This is a genomic window from Nonomuraea sp. NPDC049695, from assembly GCF_040674955.1.
GTDB lineage: Bacteria > Actinomycetota > Actinomycetes > Streptosporangiales > Streptosporangiaceae > Nonomuraea > Nonomuraea helvata.
Genome location: NZ_JBFANV010000014.1, coordinates 1 through 18761, shown reverse-complemented (window position 1 = coordinate 18761; position 18761 = coordinate 1). Strand labels below are relative to the sequence as shown.

General features: G+C 69.9%; 21 protein-coding genes and 1 pseudogene. 15 read left to right on the top strand and 7 right to left on the bottom strand.

Annotation, left to right across the window (positions count from 1 at the left end; translation table 11 throughout):
• Positions 1 to 23 precede the first annotated feature (23 nt).
• Both ctaD and AB0J64_RS15100 read left to right on the top strand, forming a co-directional pair.
• Positions 24 to 1718: a cytochrome c oxidase subunit I gene (gene ctaD / locus AB0J64_RS15105; protein WP_364026280.1), complete on the top strand. Its 1695-nt coding sequence runs from the start codon at positions 24 to 26 to the stop codon at positions 1716 to 1718.
• A 6-nt stretch (positions 1719 to 1724) separates the two neighbouring features.
• A complete protein-coding gene (locus AB0J64_RS15100) occupies positions 1725 to 1994 on the top strand; it encodes a dihydrofolate reductase family protein (protein ID WP_364026277.1) in 270 nt (89 codons plus the stop codon).
• A gap of 65 nt (positions 1995 to 2059) precedes the next feature.
• Here AB0J64_RS15100 and AB0J64_RS15095 read toward each other — a convergent pair whose 3' ends face one another.
• The 3 genes from AB0J64_RS15095 to AB0J64_RS15085 form a co-directional block, all read right to left on the bottom strand.
• On the bottom strand, positions 2060 to 2191 hold the full coding sequence (locus AB0J64_RS15095; RefSeq protein ID WP_364026274.1) for an antibiotic biosynthesis monooxygenase: 132 nt from the start codon (positions 2189 to 2191) through the stop codon (positions 2060 to 2062).
• Between the two features lie 70 nt (positions 2192 to 2261).
• Positions 2262 to 2891: a response regulator transcription factor gene (locus AB0J64_RS15090; protein WP_364026271.1), complete on the bottom strand. Its 630-nt coding sequence runs from the start codon at positions 2889 to 2891 to the stop codon at positions 2262 to 2264.
• A complete protein-coding gene (locus AB0J64_RS15085; protein WP_364026268.1) occupies positions 2888 to 3991 on the bottom strand; it encodes a histidine kinase in 1104 nt (367 codons plus the stop codon). The genes AB0J64_RS15090 and AB0J64_RS15085 overlap by 4 nt, the downstream gene beginning before the upstream one ends.
• A gap of 87 nt (positions 3992 to 4078) precedes the next feature.
• On the opposite strand from AB0J64_RS15085, the pseudogene AB0J64_RS15080 reads away from it, so the two are divergent.
• Together AB0J64_RS15080 and AB0J64_RS15075 are read left to right on the top strand one after the other, a co-directional pair.
• Positions 4079 to 4720 (top strand): annotated as a pseudogene (locus AB0J64_RS15080) (ATP-binding cassette domain-containing protein); the annotation flags it as partial.
• Between the two features lie 59 nt (positions 4721 to 4779).
• Entirely contained in the window at positions 4780 to 5541 is a 762-nt protein-coding gene (locus tag AB0J64_RS15075) for an ABC transporter permease (protein ID WP_364026265.1), read from the top strand.
• Here the strand turns inward: AB0J64_RS15075 and AB0J64_RS15070 are convergent.
• Complete coding sequence (locus AB0J64_RS15070) at positions 5515 to 6528, bottom strand: LacI family DNA-binding transcriptional regulator (protein WP_364026262.1); 1014 nt, start codon at positions 6526 to 6528, stop codon at positions 5515 to 5517. The two genes, AB0J64_RS15075 and AB0J64_RS15070, sit on opposite strands and share 27 nt — an antisense overlap.
• Before the next feature lie 244 nt (positions 6529 to 6772).
• Complete coding sequence (locus tag AB0J64_RS15065) at positions 6773 to 7108, bottom strand: zinc ribbon domain-containing protein (protein WP_364026259.1); 336 nt, start codon at positions 7106 to 7108, stop codon at positions 6773 to 6775.
• 155 nt (positions 7109 to 7263) lie between these two features.
• Between AB0J64_RS15065 and AB0J64_RS15060 the strand changes: the two genes are divergently transcribed.
• From AB0J64_RS15060 to AB0J64_RS15050, 3 genes are read left to right on the top strand one after another with little or no spacing between them, the layout of a single operon-like run.
• Positions 7264 to 7707: an ABC transporter permease subunit gene (locus tag AB0J64_RS15060; RefSeq protein WP_364026257.1), complete on the top strand. Its 444-nt coding sequence runs from the start codon at positions 7264 to 7266 to the stop codon at positions 7705 to 7707.
• Positions 7704 to 8483 carry a ThuA domain-containing protein gene (locus AB0J64_RS15055; protein WP_364026255.1) on the top strand — a complete coding sequence of 260 codons (780 nt, stop codon included), beginning with the start codon at positions 7704 to 7706 and terminating at the stop codon, positions 8481 to 8483. The genes AB0J64_RS15060 and AB0J64_RS15055 overlap by 4 nt, the downstream gene beginning before the upstream one ends.
• The gene (locus AB0J64_RS15050; protein ID WP_364026252.1) at positions 8480 to 9604 is read left to right on the top strand and encodes a Gfo/Idh/MocA family oxidoreductase; all 1125 of its coding nucleotides are present in this window, start codon (positions 8480 to 8482) and stop codon (positions 9602 to 9604) included. Before AB0J64_RS15055 ends, AB0J64_RS15050 begins: the two co-directional genes overlap by 4 nt.
• Here the strand turns inward: AB0J64_RS15050 and AB0J64_RS15045 are convergent.
• Entirely contained in the window at positions 9601 to 10245 is a 645-nt protein-coding gene (locus AB0J64_RS15045; protein WP_364026249.1) for a helix-turn-helix domain-containing protein, read from the bottom strand. The genes AB0J64_RS15050 and AB0J64_RS15045 overlap by 4 nt on opposite strands.
• A gap of 22 nt (positions 10246 to 10267) precedes the next feature.
• On the opposite strand from AB0J64_RS15045, the gene AB0J64_RS15040 reads away from it, so the two are divergent.
• Positions 10268 to 11617: an MFS transporter gene (locus AB0J64_RS15040; protein ID WP_364026246.1), complete on the top strand. Its 1350-nt coding sequence runs from the start codon at positions 10268 to 10270 to the stop codon at positions 11615 to 11617.
• Positions 11614 to 12051 (top strand): hemerythrin domain-containing protein, encoded by a 438-nt coding sequence (locus tag AB0J64_RS15035; RefSeq protein WP_364026243.1) that lies wholly within the window; start codon positions 11614 to 11616, stop codon positions 12049 to 12051. Before AB0J64_RS15040 ends, AB0J64_RS15035 begins: the two co-directional genes overlap by 4 nt.
• A gap of 15 nt (positions 12052 to 12066) precedes the next feature.
• On the opposite strand, the gene AB0J64_RS15030 is transcribed toward AB0J64_RS15035, so the two are convergent.
• Positions 12067 to 12642, bottom strand: a complete 576-nt coding sequence (locus AB0J64_RS15030; RefSeq protein WP_364026241.1) for an ATP-binding protein — start codon at positions 12640 to 12642, stop codon at positions 12067 to 12069.
• A gap of 190 nt (positions 12643 to 12832) precedes the next feature.
• Between AB0J64_RS15030 and AB0J64_RS15025 the strand changes: the two genes are divergently transcribed.
• The 6 genes from AB0J64_RS15025 to AB0J64_RS15000 all read left to right on the top strand — a co-directional run bounded on the left by AB0J64_RS15025 (position 12833) and on the right by AB0J64_RS15000 (position 18728).
• Positions 12833 to 13636 carry an SAM-dependent methyltransferase gene (locus AB0J64_RS15025; protein WP_364026238.1) on the top strand — a complete coding sequence of 268 codons (804 nt, stop codon included), beginning with the start codon at positions 12833 to 12835 and terminating at the stop codon, positions 13634 to 13636.
• Positions 13637 to 13914: 278 nt separating this feature from the next.
• Positions 13915 to 16473: a nitrate- and nitrite sensing domain-containing protein gene (locus AB0J64_RS15020; RefSeq protein WP_364026235.1), complete on the top strand. Its 2559-nt coding sequence runs from the start codon at positions 13915 to 13917 to the stop codon at positions 16471 to 16473.
• A complete protein-coding gene (locus tag AB0J64_RS15015) occupies positions 16466 to 16891 on the top strand; it encodes a roadblock/LC7 domain-containing protein (RefSeq protein WP_344989923.1) in 426 nt (141 codons plus the stop codon). Before AB0J64_RS15020 ends, AB0J64_RS15015 begins: the two co-directional genes overlap by 8 nt.
• Positions 16888 to 17238: a DUF742 domain-containing protein gene (locus tag AB0J64_RS15010; RefSeq protein WP_364026231.1), complete on the top strand. Its 351-nt coding sequence runs from the start codon at positions 16888 to 16890 to the stop codon at positions 17236 to 17238. Before AB0J64_RS15015 ends, AB0J64_RS15010 begins: the two co-directional genes overlap by 4 nt.
• Positions 17219 to 17800: an ATP/GTP-binding protein gene (locus tag AB0J64_RS15005; RefSeq protein ID WP_364026228.1), complete on the top strand. Its 582-nt coding sequence runs from the start codon at positions 17219 to 17221 to the stop codon at positions 17798 to 17800. Before AB0J64_RS15010 ends, AB0J64_RS15005 begins: the two co-directional genes overlap by 20 nt.
• A 91-nt stretch (positions 17801 to 17891) precedes the next feature.
• Complete coding sequence (locus tag AB0J64_RS15000) at positions 17892 to 18728, top strand: hypothetical protein (protein WP_364026225.1); 837 nt, start codon at positions 17892 to 17894, stop codon at positions 18726 to 18728.
• Positions 18729 to 18761 lie beyond the last annotated feature (33 nt).

The following is an 18761-nucleotide window of genomic DNA, read 5'->3' as shown; positions in this document are numbered from 1 at the left end:
GCAGCCGTCGGAGGGAACACGTCGTGACCAGGATCGAGCCGCAGCCGGAGCCCACGATCCCCACCCCGGCCAGCCGCAGGGCCAGAACCGGGCGGTTGATCGCCTCGGTGGTGTCCACCACGGACCACAAGGTGATCGGGTATCTCTACCTCTCGACCAGCTTCCTGTTCTTCCTCCTGGCCGGCGTCATGGCGATGGTGATCCGGGCCGAGCTGGTCGCCCCGGGGCTGCAGTTCGTCACGGCAGAGCAGTTCAACCAGCTCTTCACCATCCACGGCACGGTCATGCTGCTGTTGTTCGCGACCCCGCTCTTCGCCGGGTTCGCCAACTTCGTCATGCCCTTGCAGATCGGCGCCCCCGACGTCGCCTTCCCCCGGCTCAACATGGTGGGCTACTGGCTGTTCCTGTTCGGCGGGCTCATCGTGGTGAGCGGCTTCTGCACGCCCGGCGGTGCCGCCCCCTTCGGCTGGTTCGCCTACACACCGCTGTCCACCGCGGACTTCAGCCCCAACGTCGGCGGCGACCTGTGGTTGATGGGGCTGGCGCTCAGCGGTCTCGGCACCATTCTCACCTCGGTCAACTTCGTCACCACCATCATCTCCATGCGGGCGCCGGGCATGACCATGTTCCGGATGCCGATCTTCACCTGGAACACCCTGCTGACCAGCATGATGGTGCTGATGGCGTTCCCGGTGCTGGCCGGGGCGCTGCTCGTGCTGGAGTCGGACCGCAAGCTCGGCACCCACGTCTTCGAGGCGACCAGCGGCGGCGCGATGCTCTGGCAGCACCTGTTCTGGTTCTTCGGCCACCCCGAGGTGTACATCATCGCGCTGCCCTTCTTCGGCATCGTGACCGAGGTGATCCCGGTGTTCAGCCGCAAGCCGCTCTTCGGCTACATCGGCATGATCGGCGCCACCATCGCCATCGCCGGGCTGTCGATGACCGTGTGGGCCCACCACATGTTCGTCACCGGACAGGTGCTGCTGCCGTTCTTCTCCTTCATGACGTTCCTCATCGCCGTTCCGACCGGGGTGAAGTTCTTCAACTGGACCGGAACGATGTGGCGCGGTCACCTGTCCTTCGAGTCGCCGATGCTCTTCGCGGTCGGCTTCCTGGTGACGTTCCTGCTGGGCGGGCTCACCGGCGTCATCCTCGCCTCGCCGCCCCTGGACTTCCACATCAGCGACACCTACTTCGTGGTGGCCCATTTCCACTACGTGGTCTTCGGCACCGTGGTCTTCGCGATGTTCTCCGGCTTCTACTTCTGGTGGCCGAAGATGACCGGCAGGATGCTCAACGACAGGCTGGGCAGGCTGCACTTCTGGCTGCTGTTCATCGGCTTCCACACGACGTTCCTCATCCAGCACTGGCTCGGCGTGCTCGGCTTCCCGCGCCGGTACGCCGACTACAGCCCGGCCGACGGGTTCACGACGCTCAACGAGATCTCCTCAGTCGGCGGGTTCCTGCTCGGGGCCTCGACCCTCGTGTTCATCTACAACGTCTACTGGACCTACCGCCATTCGCCCAAGGTGGCCGTGGACGACCCATGGGGCTTCGGCAACTCGCTGGAGTGGGCCACCTCCTGCCCGCCGCCGCGGCACAACTTCACCTTTCTGCCCCGCATCCGCTCCGAACGCCCGGCCTTCGACCTGCACGTACCGCACACCGGCAGACCGCCGCTGCCCGCTGAGCCGCAGGCGGAGATCCCGCCGTCGTAGATCGCCGTGCTCGGGGGCTACGACGCGGACGCCATCCGCAAGTTCAAGGAGAGCGTGGACGGAGGCATCTACATCAGTGGCAGCGGCACCCTGGTGCGGGCGCTGATCGCCGACGGGCTGGTCGACGAGCTGCACCTGTTCGTCTACCCGGTGGCGCTGGGCACTGGCGCGCGGCTCTTCCCCGAGGGCGCGCCGAGGACGACGCCGGCTCTTGCCGGATGCCAGGGCTTCGACAACGGGGTGGCGCATCTGACCTACACCCGGCCGACCGGCTGAAACGGGGAAGGGGCGCCGGAACGCGCCGACGCCCCACAGAGCCCGTCTTCGTGGTGGGCGTCATGCTAGACGGCGGGGGAGCCGGTGTGGGCGTCATAGGCGGCCTGGTCGGCGAAGTGCTCCACGAAGAGCAGGTAGTCGACGTTGGCCGGGTCGCGGTAGACGCGGAACGACAGCGCGGCGGCGCCGTACGTCAACGAGAAGAAAGGATGTTCGCCGGCACCGGGGCGCGTCCGGCCGGATCCGGACATGTGCGGCCGGTTGCGCTCAGACGAGGTGGGCCTCGTAGGCGGCGATGACCAGGTGGACGCGGGTGCGGGCGTCGAGCTTGGTCAGCAGACTGCTGACGTGGGTCTTCACTGTGCTGAGGCTGACGTACAGGGTGCGGGCGATCTCCGCGTTGGACAGACCCCGGGCCACCAGGACGAGGACCTCGCGCTCGCGCTCGGTTATGGCAAGGCCGCGGGGCGGTGGCGCCGGATCGACGAACCGCTGGATCAACCGCCGGGTGACCGTCGGCGCCAGCAGGGACTCGCCTGACGCGATGACCTCCATGCTTCTGATCAGGTCGGCGGGCGGGGTGTCCTTGAGCAGGAAGCCGGCGGCGCCCGCCTGGAGGGCTCCGTAGACGTACTCGTCCAGGTCGAAGGTGGTCACGATGAGCACGCGCGTTCGCGGACGGTCGGCGCAGATGCGGCGCGTGGCCTCGATGCCGTCCATCTCGGGCATGCGCACGTCCATGAGCACCAGGTCGGGACGGTCGCGGGTGGCGGACGTCACCGCCTGCACGCCCGTCGCGGCCTCGCCGATCGCGTGGAACCCCGGCGCGCTGTCGATCAACCGGCGGAAGCTCGCCCTGATGAGCGCCTGGTCGTCGGCCACCAGCACGCTGATCACAGCGGCAGCCTGGCCATGACGCGGAAGCCACGCAGAGGACGCGCCCCTGCGTGGAACTCGCCGCCGAAGATGTGCACGCGCTCGCCCAGCCCCGTCAGACCGTGTCCGTACGGCCGTGCCTGGCCACGGGTGCCGTCATCGGTGACCTCGACGACCAGCGCGTCCTCCTGCCGTTCGATCCTGGCCAGGACGTGCCGGGCTCCGGCGTGTTTCAGCACGTTGGTCAGCGCCTCCTGCACGATGCGGTAGACGGTCAGCTCCATCTCCCCCTCGACCTCTCCGTCGATCCTCAGCTCCACCTCCAGCCCCGCCGCCCTGGTCCGCTCGACGAGCGCATCGAGGTCGGCCAGGCCAGGGGCAGGGGCGAGGTCGGCCTCGCCGTCCTCACGGAGCACGCCGAGCAGCCGCCTGGTCTCGCGCAGGGCCGACCTGCTGGTGTCCTCGATCGAGGCCAGCGTGCGGCTCATCTCCTCCGCCCCGCCCACGTGGCCCGCCACACCTGCCTGCACCGCGATCGTACTGAGACTGTGGCCGATGACGTCGTGCAACTCCCGCGCGATCCGCAAGCGTTCCGCCACGGCCTCCGCGCGTGCCCGCTCCTCCGCCTGCGCGGCGAGTTGCTCGGTGTAGAGCCTGCGCTGGCGTACGGCCGTGCCGGCCGCCCACGAGGCGACCAGGATCGCCAGCACCAGCCCGAGCTGATCACGTACGACGGTCGTCAGCGGCAGCTCCACCACGCCCTGGGCGGCGGCCGCGGTCGCCACGAGCAGCGCCACGACGGCTCTGCCGCGCGTCGCCAGCGTGTACAGCGCCAGAGGCAGGCAGAGCAGGTCGGCGTGCGGGATGAGGAACTCGCGCATGCCGAGCCCGCCGAGCAGGACGGCCGCGAACACCGCGCGCGGCCACAGCCGCCTGACCGCTATGGGAAGGCTGGTGGCGAGCGCCGCCGCACAGTCGATCACATCGGGCGCCGACGCGTTCCTCGATGAGGTCAGCCCCACGAAGACGGCCGCGAGGAAGAGGGCGGTCCCGGCGTCGATCGTCACCCAGATCCAGGCAGGCACCCGGCTCAGCAGGGGGAGACGGATCTTTTCGCGCACGGCACGAACCTAACCGCGTGGTCGGGCCGCGCGCATCGGTCCCAAGACCGATGCGCGGCGGGCCGGCTCCGGCGGATCGTCAAGGACATGATCGAAGTCAGTGGACTGACCAAACGTTTCAGACAGACGCCGGCCGTGGACGACCTCACCTTCACGGTGTCGCCCGGCCGGATCACCGGCTTCCTCGGTCCGAACGGCGCCGGCAAGACCACGACCATGCGGTTGATCCTCGGCCTGGACCGGCCCACCGCCGGACGCGCCACGGTGAACGGCATGTCGTACCAGGACCTCGAAAGGCCGCTCACCCAGGTCGGCGCGCTGCTGGACGCGACAGCGGTGCAGGGCGGCCGCCGCGCGGAGCAGCACCTGTGGTGGCTGGCGCGCTCCAACGGGATCTCCCGGCAGCGCGTCGGCGGGCTGCTGGAGCTCGTCGGGCTCGGTGACGCGGGGCGAAAGCGCGTCGGCGGCTTCTCGCTGGGCATGAAGCAGCGGCTCGGCCTGGCCGCGGCGCTGCTCGGTGATCCTGAGGTGCTCCTGCTCGACGAGCCGCTCAACGGGCTCGACCCCGAGGGCATCCGCTGGATGCGCGGCCTGCTCAAGTCGCTCGCCGCCGAGGGCCGGACCGTCCTCGTGTCGAGCCATCTGATGAACGAGATGGCGGTCACGGCCGACCACCTGATCGTCGTCGGGCGGGGCAGGCTGCTCGCCGACGCGAAGATCACGGAGTTGGTACGTCCGGGCCTGTCGCTGGAGGACGTGTTCATGGACATCGTCGGGAGGAATGAGCCGTGAGCGCGGTCGCCGCAGAGTGGATCAAGCTGCGCACGCTCCGTTCGACCTGGTGGGCGCTGGGCATCGGCGTGCTGGTGTCGCTCGCGCTCACCGCCCTGGGCGCCGCCACCGTCATCTCGCGCTGGAATCCCGGCCACACGCCCGACCAGGCCGCCATGGGCATCATCGTGGCCGTCTACGTGGGAGTGATCCTGGCCCAGCTGCCGCTCGGCATGCTGGGCGCGATGGCGATCACCGGTGAGTACGCGTCCGGCATGATCGACACGACCCTCGTCGCCATGCCGTCCAGAGCACGAGTGCTGATGGCCAAGGCGGTGGTGCTGGGCGGGGCCGCGATCGCCGGCTCGCTGCTCATCGCGGTGCCCGGCTATCTCTACGGGCGGCTCGTGGCGGCGGAGTTCCACCCGTCGCTGCTGCCTGCCGGAGCCTGGAAGGTGATCGGCGGCGGCACGCTCATGATCCTGGTGACCACGCTGCTCGGGCTGGCCCTCGGCGCGATCCTGCGCAACGGGGCCGTGGCGAGCGCGGCGCTGGTGGCCGTGGTTCTCCTGCTGCCGTTCGTCGCCACCGTGCTGCCCTGGGGCAAGGAGATCAACAGGTTCCTGCCCACGTATCCGGCGCTCCAGCTGATCGGGCAGCTGCCCGACATCATGCCGACCTGGGCGGCGTTCACCGTGCTCGCCGGCTGGGCAGTGGTCCCGCTGTTGATCGGTGTGGTCGTCCAACGGCTCCTAGCGAATCGGGGCGGGGCCGACTGACTGGCCCGGGACCAGGGTGCAGGGGATGAGGACGTGAGGAGGAGCGTCCTGGGCCCCTTCGAGCTGGTCGATCAGGGCGTTCACGCCGAGGCGTCCCAGCTGGCCGGCCGGGGCCGCCATGACGGTGAGGGACGGCTCGATCATCTCGCCGAACTCGGCGCTGGTCGCCGCGGAGATGATCGACAGGTCGTCCGGTACGGTGCGGCCGAGCGCTCGTGATCCCTTGACCAGTCCCGCCGAGGCGCGCTCGTTCACCAGGATGACGGCCGTCGCCTCCGGGAAGTCCTCGCTGAGCAGGCGGGCCGCCTCCCGCCCTCCGGCCGAGGATCCCTCCACGGCGATGACGGCGGCCGGCTCGCCGAGGGCCGCCATCGCGTCGAGGTAGGCGGATTTCACCCGGGCGATCCAGCCGGGCTCGTTCCCGGACGGGTCCTTCATGCGCAGGGTGACGAGCGCCATGCGACGGTGGCCGAACGAGCGGAGATGCTCGACCGCCTGGTCGATCGTGGTGGCGAAGTCCATGTCGACGTACGGCAGGTCCTCGTCCCCGGTCCGTCCGATCAGCGCGAAGGGGAGCCCGGACGCGATGAGCCGGTCGACGCGGGGGTCGCGGAACTGGACCTCCATGAGCAGCACGCCGTCGACGAGACCGCCGGCGAGCAGGTGGGACATCTGCTCGTCGTCGTTCACGGGCCACATCACGAAGTCGTAGCCGCGCTCGCGAGCGCCGTTGGCGGCGCTCATGACGAAGCTGTTGCCTGTGGCGTTCGGCCAGGCCTCGCGGCAGGGGTGCAACAGCGCGAGGATGCGCGTGCGCGAGCTGGCCAGGGCGCGGGCGACGGCGTTCCGCCTGTAGTTGAGCTCCTCGATGGCCGCCTCGATGCGGGCGCGGGTCTCCGGTGCGACCCGCTTGGTCCCGTTGATGACGAAGGAGACGGTGGCGATGGAGACATTGGCGCGTTCCGCGACGTCGCGCATCGTGACCATGGATGCTGCCTCCCAGCTCGTGAGGGCGCGCGAAGAGCAGGGTAACCCTATCGCGGCTTCCTTGGTAAATCGCTTAACTAGTTATTGACATCACAGAGCGATAGGCGCAACATACTTCTCAAGCGAGCGCGGTTAAGCGCTTTACCGCTGTCGTCAGTGTCTTGAGGCGATGCGCCCCGCATCTTCTCCCTCTCTCCGTGACTCGTCCGCCAGTGGCTTCGCCGAACCAAAGGAGTAGCTCACGTCAACTGCCACAGGCTGATGCCGGTGGCTTGCTCTCACGGTCCCGTCTGGCTGAAGGGAGGCCGGTAGCGTGTGGCTGGTTGACGGCAGCCCAGCCCGCGGCGCCGCGTTGGGCGATGTTGCGGGCCGCGATGTGGTCGGCGTGCCCAGCGAGGCCGCACCGGATGCAGACGAAGCGGCCCCGTGCCGGCCGGTTCGCTCTGCTGGTCCATCCGCACTCCGGGCAGGCCTGGCTGGTGTAGGCGGGATCGACCAGGGTGAAGGCGCGAGCCGCAGTTGCACGACCGAGGGCAGGCCGTGTCGTTTGGCGACCGAGCGGCGGATCGCCATCGCGCACCCCCTGTCACTGACGCATCACCCACCGCACGCGTTACCGACTGTTACCGAGTTTTTCCCTATTGTTTTCGAAAGGAGGGGTGGCGCTTCTTCCCGGCCCTGAAGCTGAAGGATCGGGTCTGCGCGCCACAGCCCAGATGAAGACAGCGCGGAAGCTTGCTCAACGTCTTCGGCCTGATCCTCGCGAACACCGCCGGCGGCATCCCGTTCGCGGTGCTGCTCATCCGCGCGTTCATGGGCTCCATCCCGAGGGCACTCGTGGAGGCGGCGCTCGTGGACGGCGCGGGCAATCTGCGGGCGTTCGTCTCGATCATCGTGCCGATCAGCAAGAACGCGATCGTGACCGCCGCGCTGTTCACCTTCCTCGGGGCGTGGAGCGATTTCCTGCTCGCGATCACCCTGACCAGCACCCCCGGAAGTCCGGCCCATCACGCTCGGCATCTACGACTACATCAGCGCGAACACCCAGGACTGGAGCGCGGTGATGGCCACCGCGGTGCTCGCCTCCATCCCGGCGGGTCTGCTGCTGATATTCGCCCAGCGCTACATCGCGGCAGGCGCCATCAACGGCGCGATCAAATGAGAAAGGAACGTACGTGAAGACAAACGTCACGGTATGGGGCGAGAACCGCCACGAGCAGGTCGAACCCCGTGTGGCAGAGATTTACCCGGACGGCATGCACAACGCCATCCGGCGGGGCATCGAGGGCTGGCTGGGCGAGAAGGCGACCGTCGCCACGGCCACGCTGGACGATCCCGAGCACGGCCTGACCGAGGAGGTGCTCGCGAACACCGACGTGCTCATCTGGTGGGGTCACGCCGCTCACGCGGAGGTGGCCGACGAGGTGGTCGAGCGGGTGCACCGGCACGTCCTGTCGGGCATGGGGCTGATCGTGCTGCACTCCGGCCACTGGTCGAAGATCTTCACCAAGCTCATGGGCACCACGTGCACCCTGCGCTGGCGCAGCGAGAACGACCGCGAGCTGGTCTGGACGGTGAACCCCACCCATCCCATCGCCCGCGGCATCCCGCACCCCATCGAGATCCCCGCCCAGGAGATGTACGGCGAGCAGTTCGACATCCCGACCCCCGACGAGCTGATCTTCATCAGCTCCTTCACCGGCGGCGAGGTCTTCCGCAGCGGCTGCACCTTCCGGCGCGGCAACGGCAAGATCTTCTACTTCAGCCCCGGCGACCAGGACTACCCGGTGTACCACCACCCGGACGTCCTGCACGTCATCGCCAACGGCGTCGAGTGGGCGGCCGGTGACCGGTCACAGCGGGAGCTGCCCACGCTGCTCCGCTATGACATGGGCGACTTCTTCGGCGGTCACGGTTACCGCGGCGCCATGAACAACAAGGAGCGCGCCGAGTGAGTGCCTTCGCCCGTGCCGCCGACCCGGCGCGCCCGCTCCGCGTCGTCCAGGTCGGGGCCGGCTCGATGGGCCGCGCCTGGATACGGACCCTGACCGACTCCGACGACGTCGAGCTCGTCGGGGTGGTCGACCTCGACACGGAGCTGGCACAGGAGGCCGTACGGGCCGTCGGCGGCGATGCCGAGGTGGGCGCCTCGCTCGGCGAGATCCTCGCGCCCACCGCGCCGGACGCGGTCGTGAACGTCACCGTTCCGGCCGCGCACGGCGCGGTCAACACCGAGGCGTTGTTCGCCGGGCTGCCGGTCCTGTGCGAGAAACCGGCGGCCCCGACGCTCGCGGAGGCGCTCGTCCAGGCCGCGGCCGCCGAGGTGTCCGGGCAGCTGCTGATGATCAGCCAGTCGCGCCGGTACTTCGCCGCCCTGGCGGAGTACCGGAGCCGGGTCGCCGAGCTCGGCACGGTCGGGCTGCTCACCACCGATTTCTTCCGCGGTCCGAGGTTCGGTGGCTTCCGCGACGAGATGGAGCAGCCGCTGCTGGTCGACATGGCCATCCACGCCTTCGACGCCGCCCGGTACCTGCTTGGCGCGGAGCCGGTCTCCGTCGTCTGCGAGAGCTGGAATCCGGCCTGGAGCTGGTATCGGGGCGACGCGGCGGCGACGGCGAACTTCCGTTTCGACGACGGCACCCGCTACGTGTTCACTGGGAGCTGGTGCGCGGACGGTCTGGAGACGTCCTGGAACGGCGAGTGGCGAGCCTCCGGCTCCGAGGGCACGGCCACCTGGGACGGCGAGGACCAGGTCGCCTCCAGTGTCAGCGGCGCGGTCGCCGTGCCGCCTGGCGGCAACGAGCAGATCGCCGGAGCGCTCGTGGAATTCGTCGCGGCGCTGCGTACGGGCGTGGAGCCGTCAGGAACGATCGCCGGCAACATCCGCAGTCTCGCCATGGTGGCGGCGGCCGTCCGATCCGCGGAGTCGGGCAGGCGCGTCGAGATCGACGCGCTGCTGGACGAGGCCTACCGCGACGCGCTGACCCACCCGGTGCCCGAGGAGATCCGTACGAGACTCGAGTCCTGGGGAACGCCGACGGCCGCGCTCACGGAGGAACGCGCCGTCACGAGTTAAAAGTTCAGCAGGCCGCGCACGATCGCCCGTACCCCCTTCTCATAGGTGTCGCGGGCGGTCAGCTCCTCCCAGCGTTCGCCCAGCGCGGCCAGGCGCGGCAGCTCGGCCGCGTCAAGGTCGGCGAACAGCCGGCCGCGGTACGTCGGCCTGCCGCTCTCGCGCCGGCGGCCGGCGGCCGCCCGCGCGGTGATCTCGCCCGCGGTGTAGTGCCAGATGATCCGGTAGAGGTCCACGGCCGCCTCCGGGGTGAGCCCGGTGCGTACGGCCGCGTCGATGATGGTCTCCGGGTACCACAGCGCGTGGACGGACATCAGGTCGTCGGCCCTGAGCACCTCGACAGTCCACGGCACGCCGATCAGCGCCTGCCGCATGGCGACGGCGGCGGCCACGATGCGCTCGTCCTCAGGCTCGTCAGGCAGCTCCGGCCGGGGCATGCCGCTCGCGTAGTCGTCGAGGAGCAGCAGGAGCAGCTCGTCCTTGTCCTGGACGTGGTGGTAGAGCGCCATCGGCGTGGCGCCCACCTCGCGGGCGAGCCTGCGCATGGTCAGGCCTGGTACGCCTTCCTCGCCGATGATGCGGTGGGCCGCGGACACGATGTCCGCTCTGGAGATCTTGGGGGGCCGCCCCGTACGCGCCGGCATCCTGTCATGTTACTTTCTATACATGTATAAAAAGTCCCCCTGGGCGGCCGTCGGCGTGCTCGCGTTCGCCGTGGCCGTGGGAACCCTGCAGATGACCGCGGTGGTGCCCCTGCTTCCCGTGCTGCAACGTCAGCTCGACGTGCCGCTCACCTCCGCTTCCTGGACCGTGACCTCCGCGCTGCTGTCCGGAGCGGTCTCCATCCCGCTGCTGTCGCGCCTCGGCGACCTGTACGGCAGGCGGCGCGTGGCCATGGCCACCCTCGGCCTGCTGATCATCGGAGCCCTGGTGAGCGCCATGGCCACCACGCTCGCCCTGGTCATCGCCGGACGGGTGCTGCAAGGCGTGGCCGCGCCCCTCCTGCCGCTGGCCATGGGCATGGCCAGGCAGCAGGTGGCCCGCGACCGGCTCCCCACGGCCATCGGCGTGCTGAGCGCCATGATGGGGGTCGGCAGCGGCGCGGGCATGATCCTCGCGGGCCTGGTCGGCGGCACGTACCAGGCGCTGTTCTGGATCCTGGCGGGGCTCGGCGCCGCAGGGTTGGCGCTCGTCGCCCTCTTCGTCCCCGAACCGGCCCCGCCCGCCCCTGACGGGCGTCCCGATCTCGCGGGCGCCGCACTGGTGGCCGGCTGGCTGGTCTGCCTGCTGCTGGCCATCACCAAGGGCGCGGCGTGGGGCTGGACGTCCCCGCCCACCTTGGGGCTGCTCGGAGCGGCCGTGGCGGTGTTCGCCCTCTGGATCGCGACGGCCCGGCGTACCGCATCGCCGCTGATCGAGATCCCCATGCTGACGCATCGGGGGACGGTGGGCGCGACGGTGGCATCGCTGCTGCTCGGGTTCGCGCTGTTCGGGGCGATCACCACGCTGTCGTCCGTGGCGCAGACGGCGCTGGGCGCCTCGGTGCTCCAGGTCGGCCTGTACCTGCTGCCGGCGGCGCTGCTGATGCTGGTGGTCTCGCTGTTCGCGGGCCGTCTCATGCGCAGCTTCCCGGCCTCGTCGCTGGTCGGCAGCGGATCCTCGCTGGTGGCCGTGGCCACCCTGTGGCTGAGCCTGGCGCACCACCGGCCGTTCGACCTGTACGGGGCGGCGACCGTCCTCGGCGTGGGCCTCGGTCTCGGATACGCGGCGCTCGGCACGATGGCCGTCGAGCACGTCGAACCCGCCAGGACCGCGGCGGCCGGAGGCGTGAACGCCCTGGTGAGACTTGTCGGAAGCAGCCTGGCCGGCGCGGTGACCGCGGCCGTGATGTCCGGCTCAGGAGCGGGATGGAGCTTCGGCGCCTCAGCGCTCGCGGCCCTGGTCTCCGCGATCTTCGGTTACGCGCATGGTGCTCTGGCCCGGGTTCCGGGCCTGGCGAAGGAGGAATGGGCATGACCCACGACGGCGGCGCCGCCGAGCAGCGGCTGATCGCATGGGGGGACGAACTGGTGAAGCTGCACGACGGTTTCCGCCGCGACCTCGCGGAACTGCGGCGCACGGCCAGCTGGAGCCCCGGCATCCGAGAGCACTGCCTGACCTTCTGCCAGGCCCTGCACGCCCACCATGCCGGCGAGGACGACGTGCTCTTCCCGCACCTGGACGGCCTGCACCCGGAACTGGCCGCGGTGCTGACCCGGCTGCGCGGCGAGCACCAGGTGGTGGGGCGCATCCTGGCCCAGATCCGGACCCTGCTGGACACCGGCGACCCCGCCGAACTCGCGACCGAGCTCGACTGGCTCGGTGCGGAGCTGGAGGCGCACCTGGATTACGAGGAAGAGCAGCTCGTGCCGCTGCTCAACAAGATGATCGACGTTCCTGAGGACCTCTAGGCCCGGCGACGGCTGTCAGCCGGCTTCGAACCACACGGCCTTGCCCGTGTGGGTGAGATCGACTCCCCAGCGCTTGGCCAGCAGATGGACCATGAAGAGCCCACGGCCGCCCTCGTCGGTGGGGCCGTGCCGCCGGGTGCACGGGAGCCGCGGGTCCTCGTCCCAGACCTCGCAGCGAAGAGTGTCGCCGCGGGACGAAAGGGTGAGGACCGGGTCCCCACGGGCATGTTCCACGGCGTTGGTGAGCAGCTCGCTGGCGAGCAGCTGCATGGTGTCCATGATCTCGCTGCGCCGATGGATCCCCCATTCGCTGAGCTTGTTGCTGATGAGGTGACGCCCGGCCGGTATCGAGGCCGGATCCTGTGGCAGCTCCCACGACGCGTGGCGGTCCTGGAGGACCGCTCTCGCCCTGCGTACGAGCCCTCGCAGCCGGCGGGCTGTCGCCTCCAGACCGCGCGGGCCGTCCCCATCCGGACTCGGGATGAATTGTCTACTATGGCCGAGCGTGTCGGTATTGCTCAGCGGGCGTGGCCCGGAACAGCGCAAGACGGCACGACCCAAGATCGACAGATCGTGGATGTCGATGGTCATCGCCTCCCCTCCTCGGCTGCGAACCTTGCTCGTACTCCCTTACGATCCCCGCTGCCGTGGGTCGCCGTCTTCACCACCAGCACCCATCTTCGATCCCGGGAAACGGCACTTCGGTGTGCTAGCTAGCTGGAATGCGGGCTCACCTGGCCGCTAGCTTGGACGTCAGTTGATCACGAACGGAGGCCGTGTCATGACGGAGCAGGGCGGTGGCGTGTCGGCGGCGATCGACGTCACCAGGCCGAGCGTCGCCCGGATGTACGACTACTACCTGGGAGGAAAGGACAACTTCGAGATCGACCGCGACGCCGTGCGGCGGGTGGAGCAGGCGATGCCCGAGGTCCGCCGGCTGGCTCAGGAGAACCGCGCCTTCCTGCGCCGAGCCGTGCGGCACCTGGCCCGGCAGGGGATCCGGCAGTTCATCGACATCGGCTCCGGCCTGCCCACCGTGGGCAACACGCACGAGATCGCCCAGCAGATCGTCCCGGACGCCCGCGTGGTCTACGTCGACAACGACCCGGTCGTGCTGCAGCACGGCCGCGCGCTCCTGGCGACCGACGAGCACACCGCCGTGGCCTCCGCCGACATGCGGCAGCCGGCCGCGGTTATCGGACATCCGGAAACGGCCAAGCTGATCGACTTCAGCGAGCCCGTCGGCGTACTGATGATCGCCATGGTCCACTTCCTCACCATGGACGAGCAGAGCCGGATCATGGGCGAGCTGCGTGACGTCCTGTCCTCCGGGAGTCACTTCGCGGCCACCCACGTCACCCGTGACGGCCACTCGGCGGACTCGGTCGCCCAGATCGAGGCCGTGTACGCGGCCACCCCGACGCCCATCTACTTCCGCGAGCACGCGGAGGTCGCCCGCTTCTTCGACGGGTTCGATCTGGTAGATCCCGGTCTGGTCACCATCGACACGTGGCACCCCGATCCGGACGACCCGGCTCCCGCGGCGACGAGGTGGCTGTACGGAGGCGTCGGCCGCAAGCCCTGAGCGTCACCCGCGCGGTCTCCCGGTCTGACCGGCCGTAATTCCGAGTCCGATTCTGGTAACTCAGCGTGAGATGCCAACTGTTACGGTCACGAACCGTGTGCTGACAAAGAGTCAACCCGCCATTCGTGTTGATTCTTCGCATCTGTACCTTGAAGTACTTCTGCCCCATCGGCATAGTGGACGGACCACAATGCCAGTCGTGGCAGAGGTTCTCGGGGGCGGCGCCGGTTCACGACTGCCCAGAAGCGCATCGCCATGCGCGGAATTGGACATGAAGGATGAGTTCGCCCCCACCGATCCGTACCAAGCTGCTCAGGATCCTCCTGCTTCCGCTGGTCTCCATGATCGCCTTGTGGGGCTTCATCGCCTACTCGAGCGTGGACGAGATCGTCACGGTCTCCCAGGCACAGGACCGCTGGGAGGCCATCGGTTCGCCGGTGCACCAGCTGATCGTGGAGTTACAGAGGGAGCGGCAGCTCTCGGCCGAGGCGCCACGCGGCACGGCGAAGTTCGCGCCGCTGAGCGCCCAGCGGCGGGCCACCGATGCCAAGGCCGAACGCCTGCGCCAGATCGTCGGATCCGTTGACGGGCAGGCGGGTGGAACCCCGGCCCAGGTGCACGCGCTGCTGCAGGCGCTCGACGGACTGCAGGCGCTGCGCGAGTCCGCCGACGGCGGTGTGCTCGCTCCGCCGGTGGCGATGATCGACGCGTACAACAACCTGATCAGCGTCGCCAACAAGCAGTTCAACGACCGCGACGCGCTGAGCGACGTCTCGTCCTTCCGATCGGTGCGCGGCATGGCGGCCTACAGCGCCACGGCCGAATACCTGGGCCGCGAGCACGCCGTGCTCACCAGCACGATGGTGCACCGGAGGATGACGCCGGTCGACCGGGCCGCGTTCGTCGCCGCGTTCACCAGCCGCAGGCTCATCTTCGCCAACGCCGAGCGCGACATCGGCCCCGAGCTGCGGGTGAACTACGACAAGCTGGTCGACGGCGGCCCCTACCGGAGGCTGCTGGAGACGGAGGACCTGCTGTTCACGTGGGACACCAGCGGTGGCGCGCCGCCGGTGAACCCCTCCCAGTGGAGAAGCGACATCGACTCCCTTCTCGGTGCGATCAACCGCGACACCGAGACGGAGCTGGCCCGCACCACGGCGGAGGCCGATGCGCTGAAGACCGGCGCGTACTGGCGGATCGGGCTCGTCCTCGTCCTGGGCCTGGCGGCGGTGCTGGCGTCGGTGGCGCTGTCGTACCGGTTCGGCCGCTCGCTGATCGCCGAGCTCAGCCGTCTGCAGGGCTCGGCGGTGGAGCTGGCCGAGAAGCGGCTGCCCTGGCTGGTCGAGCGGCTGCGCCGCGGCGAGGACGTGGACCCGGCCACCGAGGCCCCCGACCTCGACTCCGCCGACACGGCCGAGGTCGACCGGGTGGTGCACGCGTTCTCCGCCGTACGCCGCACGGCGGTCGAGGCCGCGGTGGGCCAGGCGACCCTGCGCAAGGGCGTCGGCCAGGTCTTCCTCAACCTGGCCCGGCGCAACCAGGCGCTGCTCCACCGCCAGCTCGCGATGCTCGACACCATGGAGCGCCGGGTCGACGAGCCGGAGGTCCTGGAGGACCTGTTCAAGCTCGACCACCTGACCACCCGCATGCGGCGGCACGCCGAGAATTTGATCATCCTGTCCGGCTCCGTCCCCGCGCGCCGCTGGCGCGACCCGGTGCCGCTGTTCGACGTCGTACGCGCCGCGGTGCTGGAGGTCGAGGACTACACCCGCGTCACGGTCGTGCCGATGCCGAACGCCCCGCTCCTGGTCGGCGGCGCCGTCACCGACGTGATCCATCTGGTGGCCGAGCTGGTGGAGAACGCCACCGCCTTCTCCCCGCCCGACACGACCGTGCACGTCCGCAGCATGACGGCGGCCAACGGCTTCGCGCTCGAGGTGGAGGACCGCGGCCTCGGCCTGACCCACGCCACCCTCCACGAGATCAACGCCAGACTGGCCGACCCGCCGGAGTTCGACCTGGCAGACAGCGACCGGCTCGGCCTCTTCGTGGTGTCCAGGCTCGCGGCCCGGCACGGGATCAAGGTCTCGCTGCGTCCCTCGCCGTACGACGGGACCACCGCGATCGTGCTGCTGCCCGCCACCCTGCTCGCCAACGTCCAGCCCTCGGCTGTGGCCCCGGCGGAGCACGTCGTCACCCGCACGAGCAGGCCCATGCGCGCGCTCGGCACGGCGCCCGCCGAGGCCCGGGCCAACGGGACGGCCGTCACCGATTTCGAGCGCGGGACCTGGTTCGAGGCCCCCGCGCAGAGAACGGAGCCCATGACCGAGACCGCACCCCAGCCCGAGCCGTCGACCGGCCCCACCCATGAATCGGGGGGCGTCCCTGCGAACGGATCCGGGTACGGCCCTGCGAATGGCTCCGGGCACGGCCCCGCGAACGGGTCGGGGTACGGCCCTGTGAACGGGTCGGGACATGGCCCTGCGAACGGGTCGGGGCGCGGGCCGGCGGCCGAGCCCGGCACCGGGCCGATCCCGACGCCCGTGCCCGGCTCCGCCGCGCCTTCCGACCAACCAGGGGAGTGGAGCGTCACGGACCTGGCCCCGGCGGCGGACGAGGACCTCGACGGACTGCCGATGCGGGTGCCGCAGACCAACATGGCTCCCCAGCTCCGTGCCGCCGCCAGGCGCGGGGAGCAGCGCGCCACCTCTGCGCGCTCGCCGGAGGAGCTCGCCCAGATCATGTCGTCCATGCAACGCGGCTGGCAGCAAGGTCGCCGCCAGGCCGAGCAGGGACGAGATTTGCGGAACGGAAAGGACGACCATCCCGATGCCTGACTCCAGAAGTGAACTGAGCTGGCTGCTCGACGACCTCACCCAGCGTGTTCCCGGCATCAGGCACGCCATCGTGCTGTCCGCGGACGGGCTGGCCATGGGCGGCTCCCGTGGCCTGACCCGGGAGGACGCCGAGCACCTGTCCGCCATCTCCGCCGGCAGCCACAGCCTCGCCATGGGCGCAGGACGGCATTTCGCCCTGGGCGGCGTACGGCAGACGATCATCGAGATGGAGGGGGGCTTCCTGTTCGTCACCGCGGCCGGACAGGGCGCCCGGCTGGCCGTGCTCGCGTCGGGCGACGCCGAGCTGGGCATGGTCACGTACGAGATGGCCCTCCTGGTCAAGCGGGTCGGCGAGCACCTTTCCTCGCAGCCGAGGGGAGCGGCGCCGGCACCCGCCTGGAACGGCGCGAGACTGTGACCGGAGAGGATCCAGGGCCGCTGCTCCGGCTCTTCGGCCTGACCGGGGGCCGGGCGCGTCCTCAGGGAGAGACGTTCGACCTGGTGGCCATCGTCACGACGGTCAGCGGCTCCTACGAGCCCGCGGAACTGATCCCCGAGCACCGCACCGTGCTCTCGGTGTGCCAGAAGCCCACACCCGTCGCGGATGTCGCGGCGCACCTCGGGCTGCCGCTCAACATCACCCGGGTGATCCTGGGCGATCTGCGGCGTGAGGGGCTTGTCACCATCGAACGTCCGCGCCCTGTGGCGCAGACGATCGACGAACGGATTTACAGGGAAGTTCTGCATGGACTACGCAGCCTCTGAGCCGGGGGCGACGGCGGTCGCCTCCGCCTTGGCCATCAAGATCCTCATCGCCGGTGGCTTCGGCGTCGGCAAGACGACCATGGTCGGCACGATCAGCGAGATCCGGCCCCTGCACACCGAGGAGTTGCTGAGCGAGCGGGGCATCGGGGTGGACGACACCTCAGGCGTGGAGTCCAAGACCACGACCACTGTCGCGCTGGACTTCGGCCGCATCACCATCCGCGATGGGCTGTGGCTGTACCTGTTCGGCACCCCCGGGCAGGACCGCTTCTGGTTCATGTGGGACGAACTGGCCCTGGGCGCGCTCGGCGCCGTCGTGCTCGCCGACACCCGCCGTCTGGAGGACTGCTTCCCCGCGGTGGACTACTTCGAGCAGCGCGGCGTCCCGTTCGTGGTGGGCGTGAACTGCTTCGAGGGCGCCCGCCGCTACGACCCGGCCAAGGTACGGCGGGCGCTCGCGCTCAACGAGCACATCCCGATCGTGCTGTGCGACGTGCGCGAGCGCGAGTCGGTCAAGGAAGTGCTCACGACGCTGGTCACGTACGCGGTGAAGGGCGTCTGACCGGATCCTGGCGTTGCAAGAGGGGTCCAAGTGACTCCCAAGACGAGCCGTGAAACATGGTCCCCGCTCGATGAAGAGAAAGGGACCCCCGATGAGAAGGACAGCTCTGCTGCTGGGCGCCGCGCTGCTCGGCAGCCTGCTGGCCGCCCCTCCTGCGCTCGCCGCCCCCGCCACCCCCGCCGTCAGGACGGCTGTGGCCAAGGTCAAGGCGAGCCCCGCCAAGCAGTCCGGCGCCTGCCCCACCACGGTCGGCTTCTCGGCCGTGGTGGCCGCCAAGGGCAGGGGAGCCGTGCGCTACCGCTGGGTACGCGGTGACGGCAGCAAGGGCGCCATCAAGAGTTTCCGCGTGAACGGCACGCGGAGGGTGGCCGTGACGGACCGCCAGACGTTCGACCGCAGCACCTCCGGCTGGCAGGCCGTGGAGATCGTCGGCAGGAAGGGCCTGTCCGCCAAGGCGCGGTTCAGCGTCGTCTGCGCGGGCCCCACCGAGGTGTGGGACGTCTCCCACCCGCTGCCCGCCCGGCCCGGCAGGCCCCTGGTCGCAGCGGCCGACGTGACCGCCGACCCGGCGGCCTATCGCGGCGCCTGCCCGGCGACGGTGACGTTCACGGGCACCATCCAGGTGTCGCGCACGCCCGCCAGGGTCGACTACCAGTGGATCGACAGCAGCGCGGGGGAGGGGCGGCCCGAGTCGCTCTTCTTCGCGGCGGGCGGGCCCCGCAGCCGGCAGGTCACGCTGCCGCTGGCCGTGGGCAGCTCCGGCGGCGGCTGGAAAGCCATCCGCATCCTCAACGCCGGCGGCCACGACTCGAAACGCGCCGCGTACCAGGTGACCTGCGGGACCGAGCCGCAGCCCACCCCCACCCCCGCAGCCGGGCGATCAACCGCTCCTCCTCCCGCACCAGCGCGGTCCAGCCGGTGGCCGTGAGCGCGTCGCAGGCCGCGGCCAGCGCGATGGCGC

Bases quoted from the DNA above. Each gene is read 5' to 3' on its own strand.
- AB0J64_RS15045 (WP_364026249.1), bottom strand. From the start codon at position 10,245: ATGCCGGCGCGTACGGGGCGGCCCCCCAAGATCTCCAGAGCGGACATC.
- AB0J64_RS15000 (WP_364026225.1), top strand. From the start codon at position 17,892: ATGAGAAGGACAGCTCTGCTGCTGGGCGCCGCGCTGCTCGGCAGCCTG.
- AB0J64_RS15040 (WP_364026246.1), top strand. From the start codon at position 10,268: ATGTATAAAAAGTCCCCCTGGGCGGCCGTCGGCGTGCTCGCGTTCGCC.
- AB0J64_RS15030 (WP_364026241.1), bottom strand. From the start codon at position 12,642: ATGACCATCGACATCCACGATCTGTCGATCTTGGGTCGTGCCGTCTTG.
- AB0J64_RS15025 (WP_364026238.1), top strand. From the start codon at position 12,833: ATGACGGAGCAGGGCGGTGGCGTGTCGGCGGCGATCGACGTCACCAGG.
- AB0J64_RS15005 (WP_364026228.1), top strand. From the start codon at position 17,219: ATGGACTACGCAGCCTCTGAGCCGGGGGCGACGGCGGTCGCCTCCGCC.
- AB0J64_RS15020 (WP_364026235.1), top strand. From the start codon at position 13,915: ATGAGTTCGCCCCCACCGATCCGTACCAAGCTGCTCAGGATCCTCCTG.
- AB0J64_RS15015 (WP_344989923.1), top strand. From the start codon at position 16,466: ATGCCTGACTCCAGAAGTGAACTGAGCTGGCTGCTCGACGACCTCACC.
- AB0J64_RS15035 (WP_364026243.1), top strand. From the start codon at position 11,614: ATGACCCACGACGGCGGCGCCGCCGAGCAGCGGCTGATCGCATGGGGG.
- AB0J64_RS15070 (WP_364026262.1), bottom strand. From the start codon at position 6,528: ATGGTCACGATGCGCGACGTCGCGGAACGCGCCAATGTCTCCATCGCC.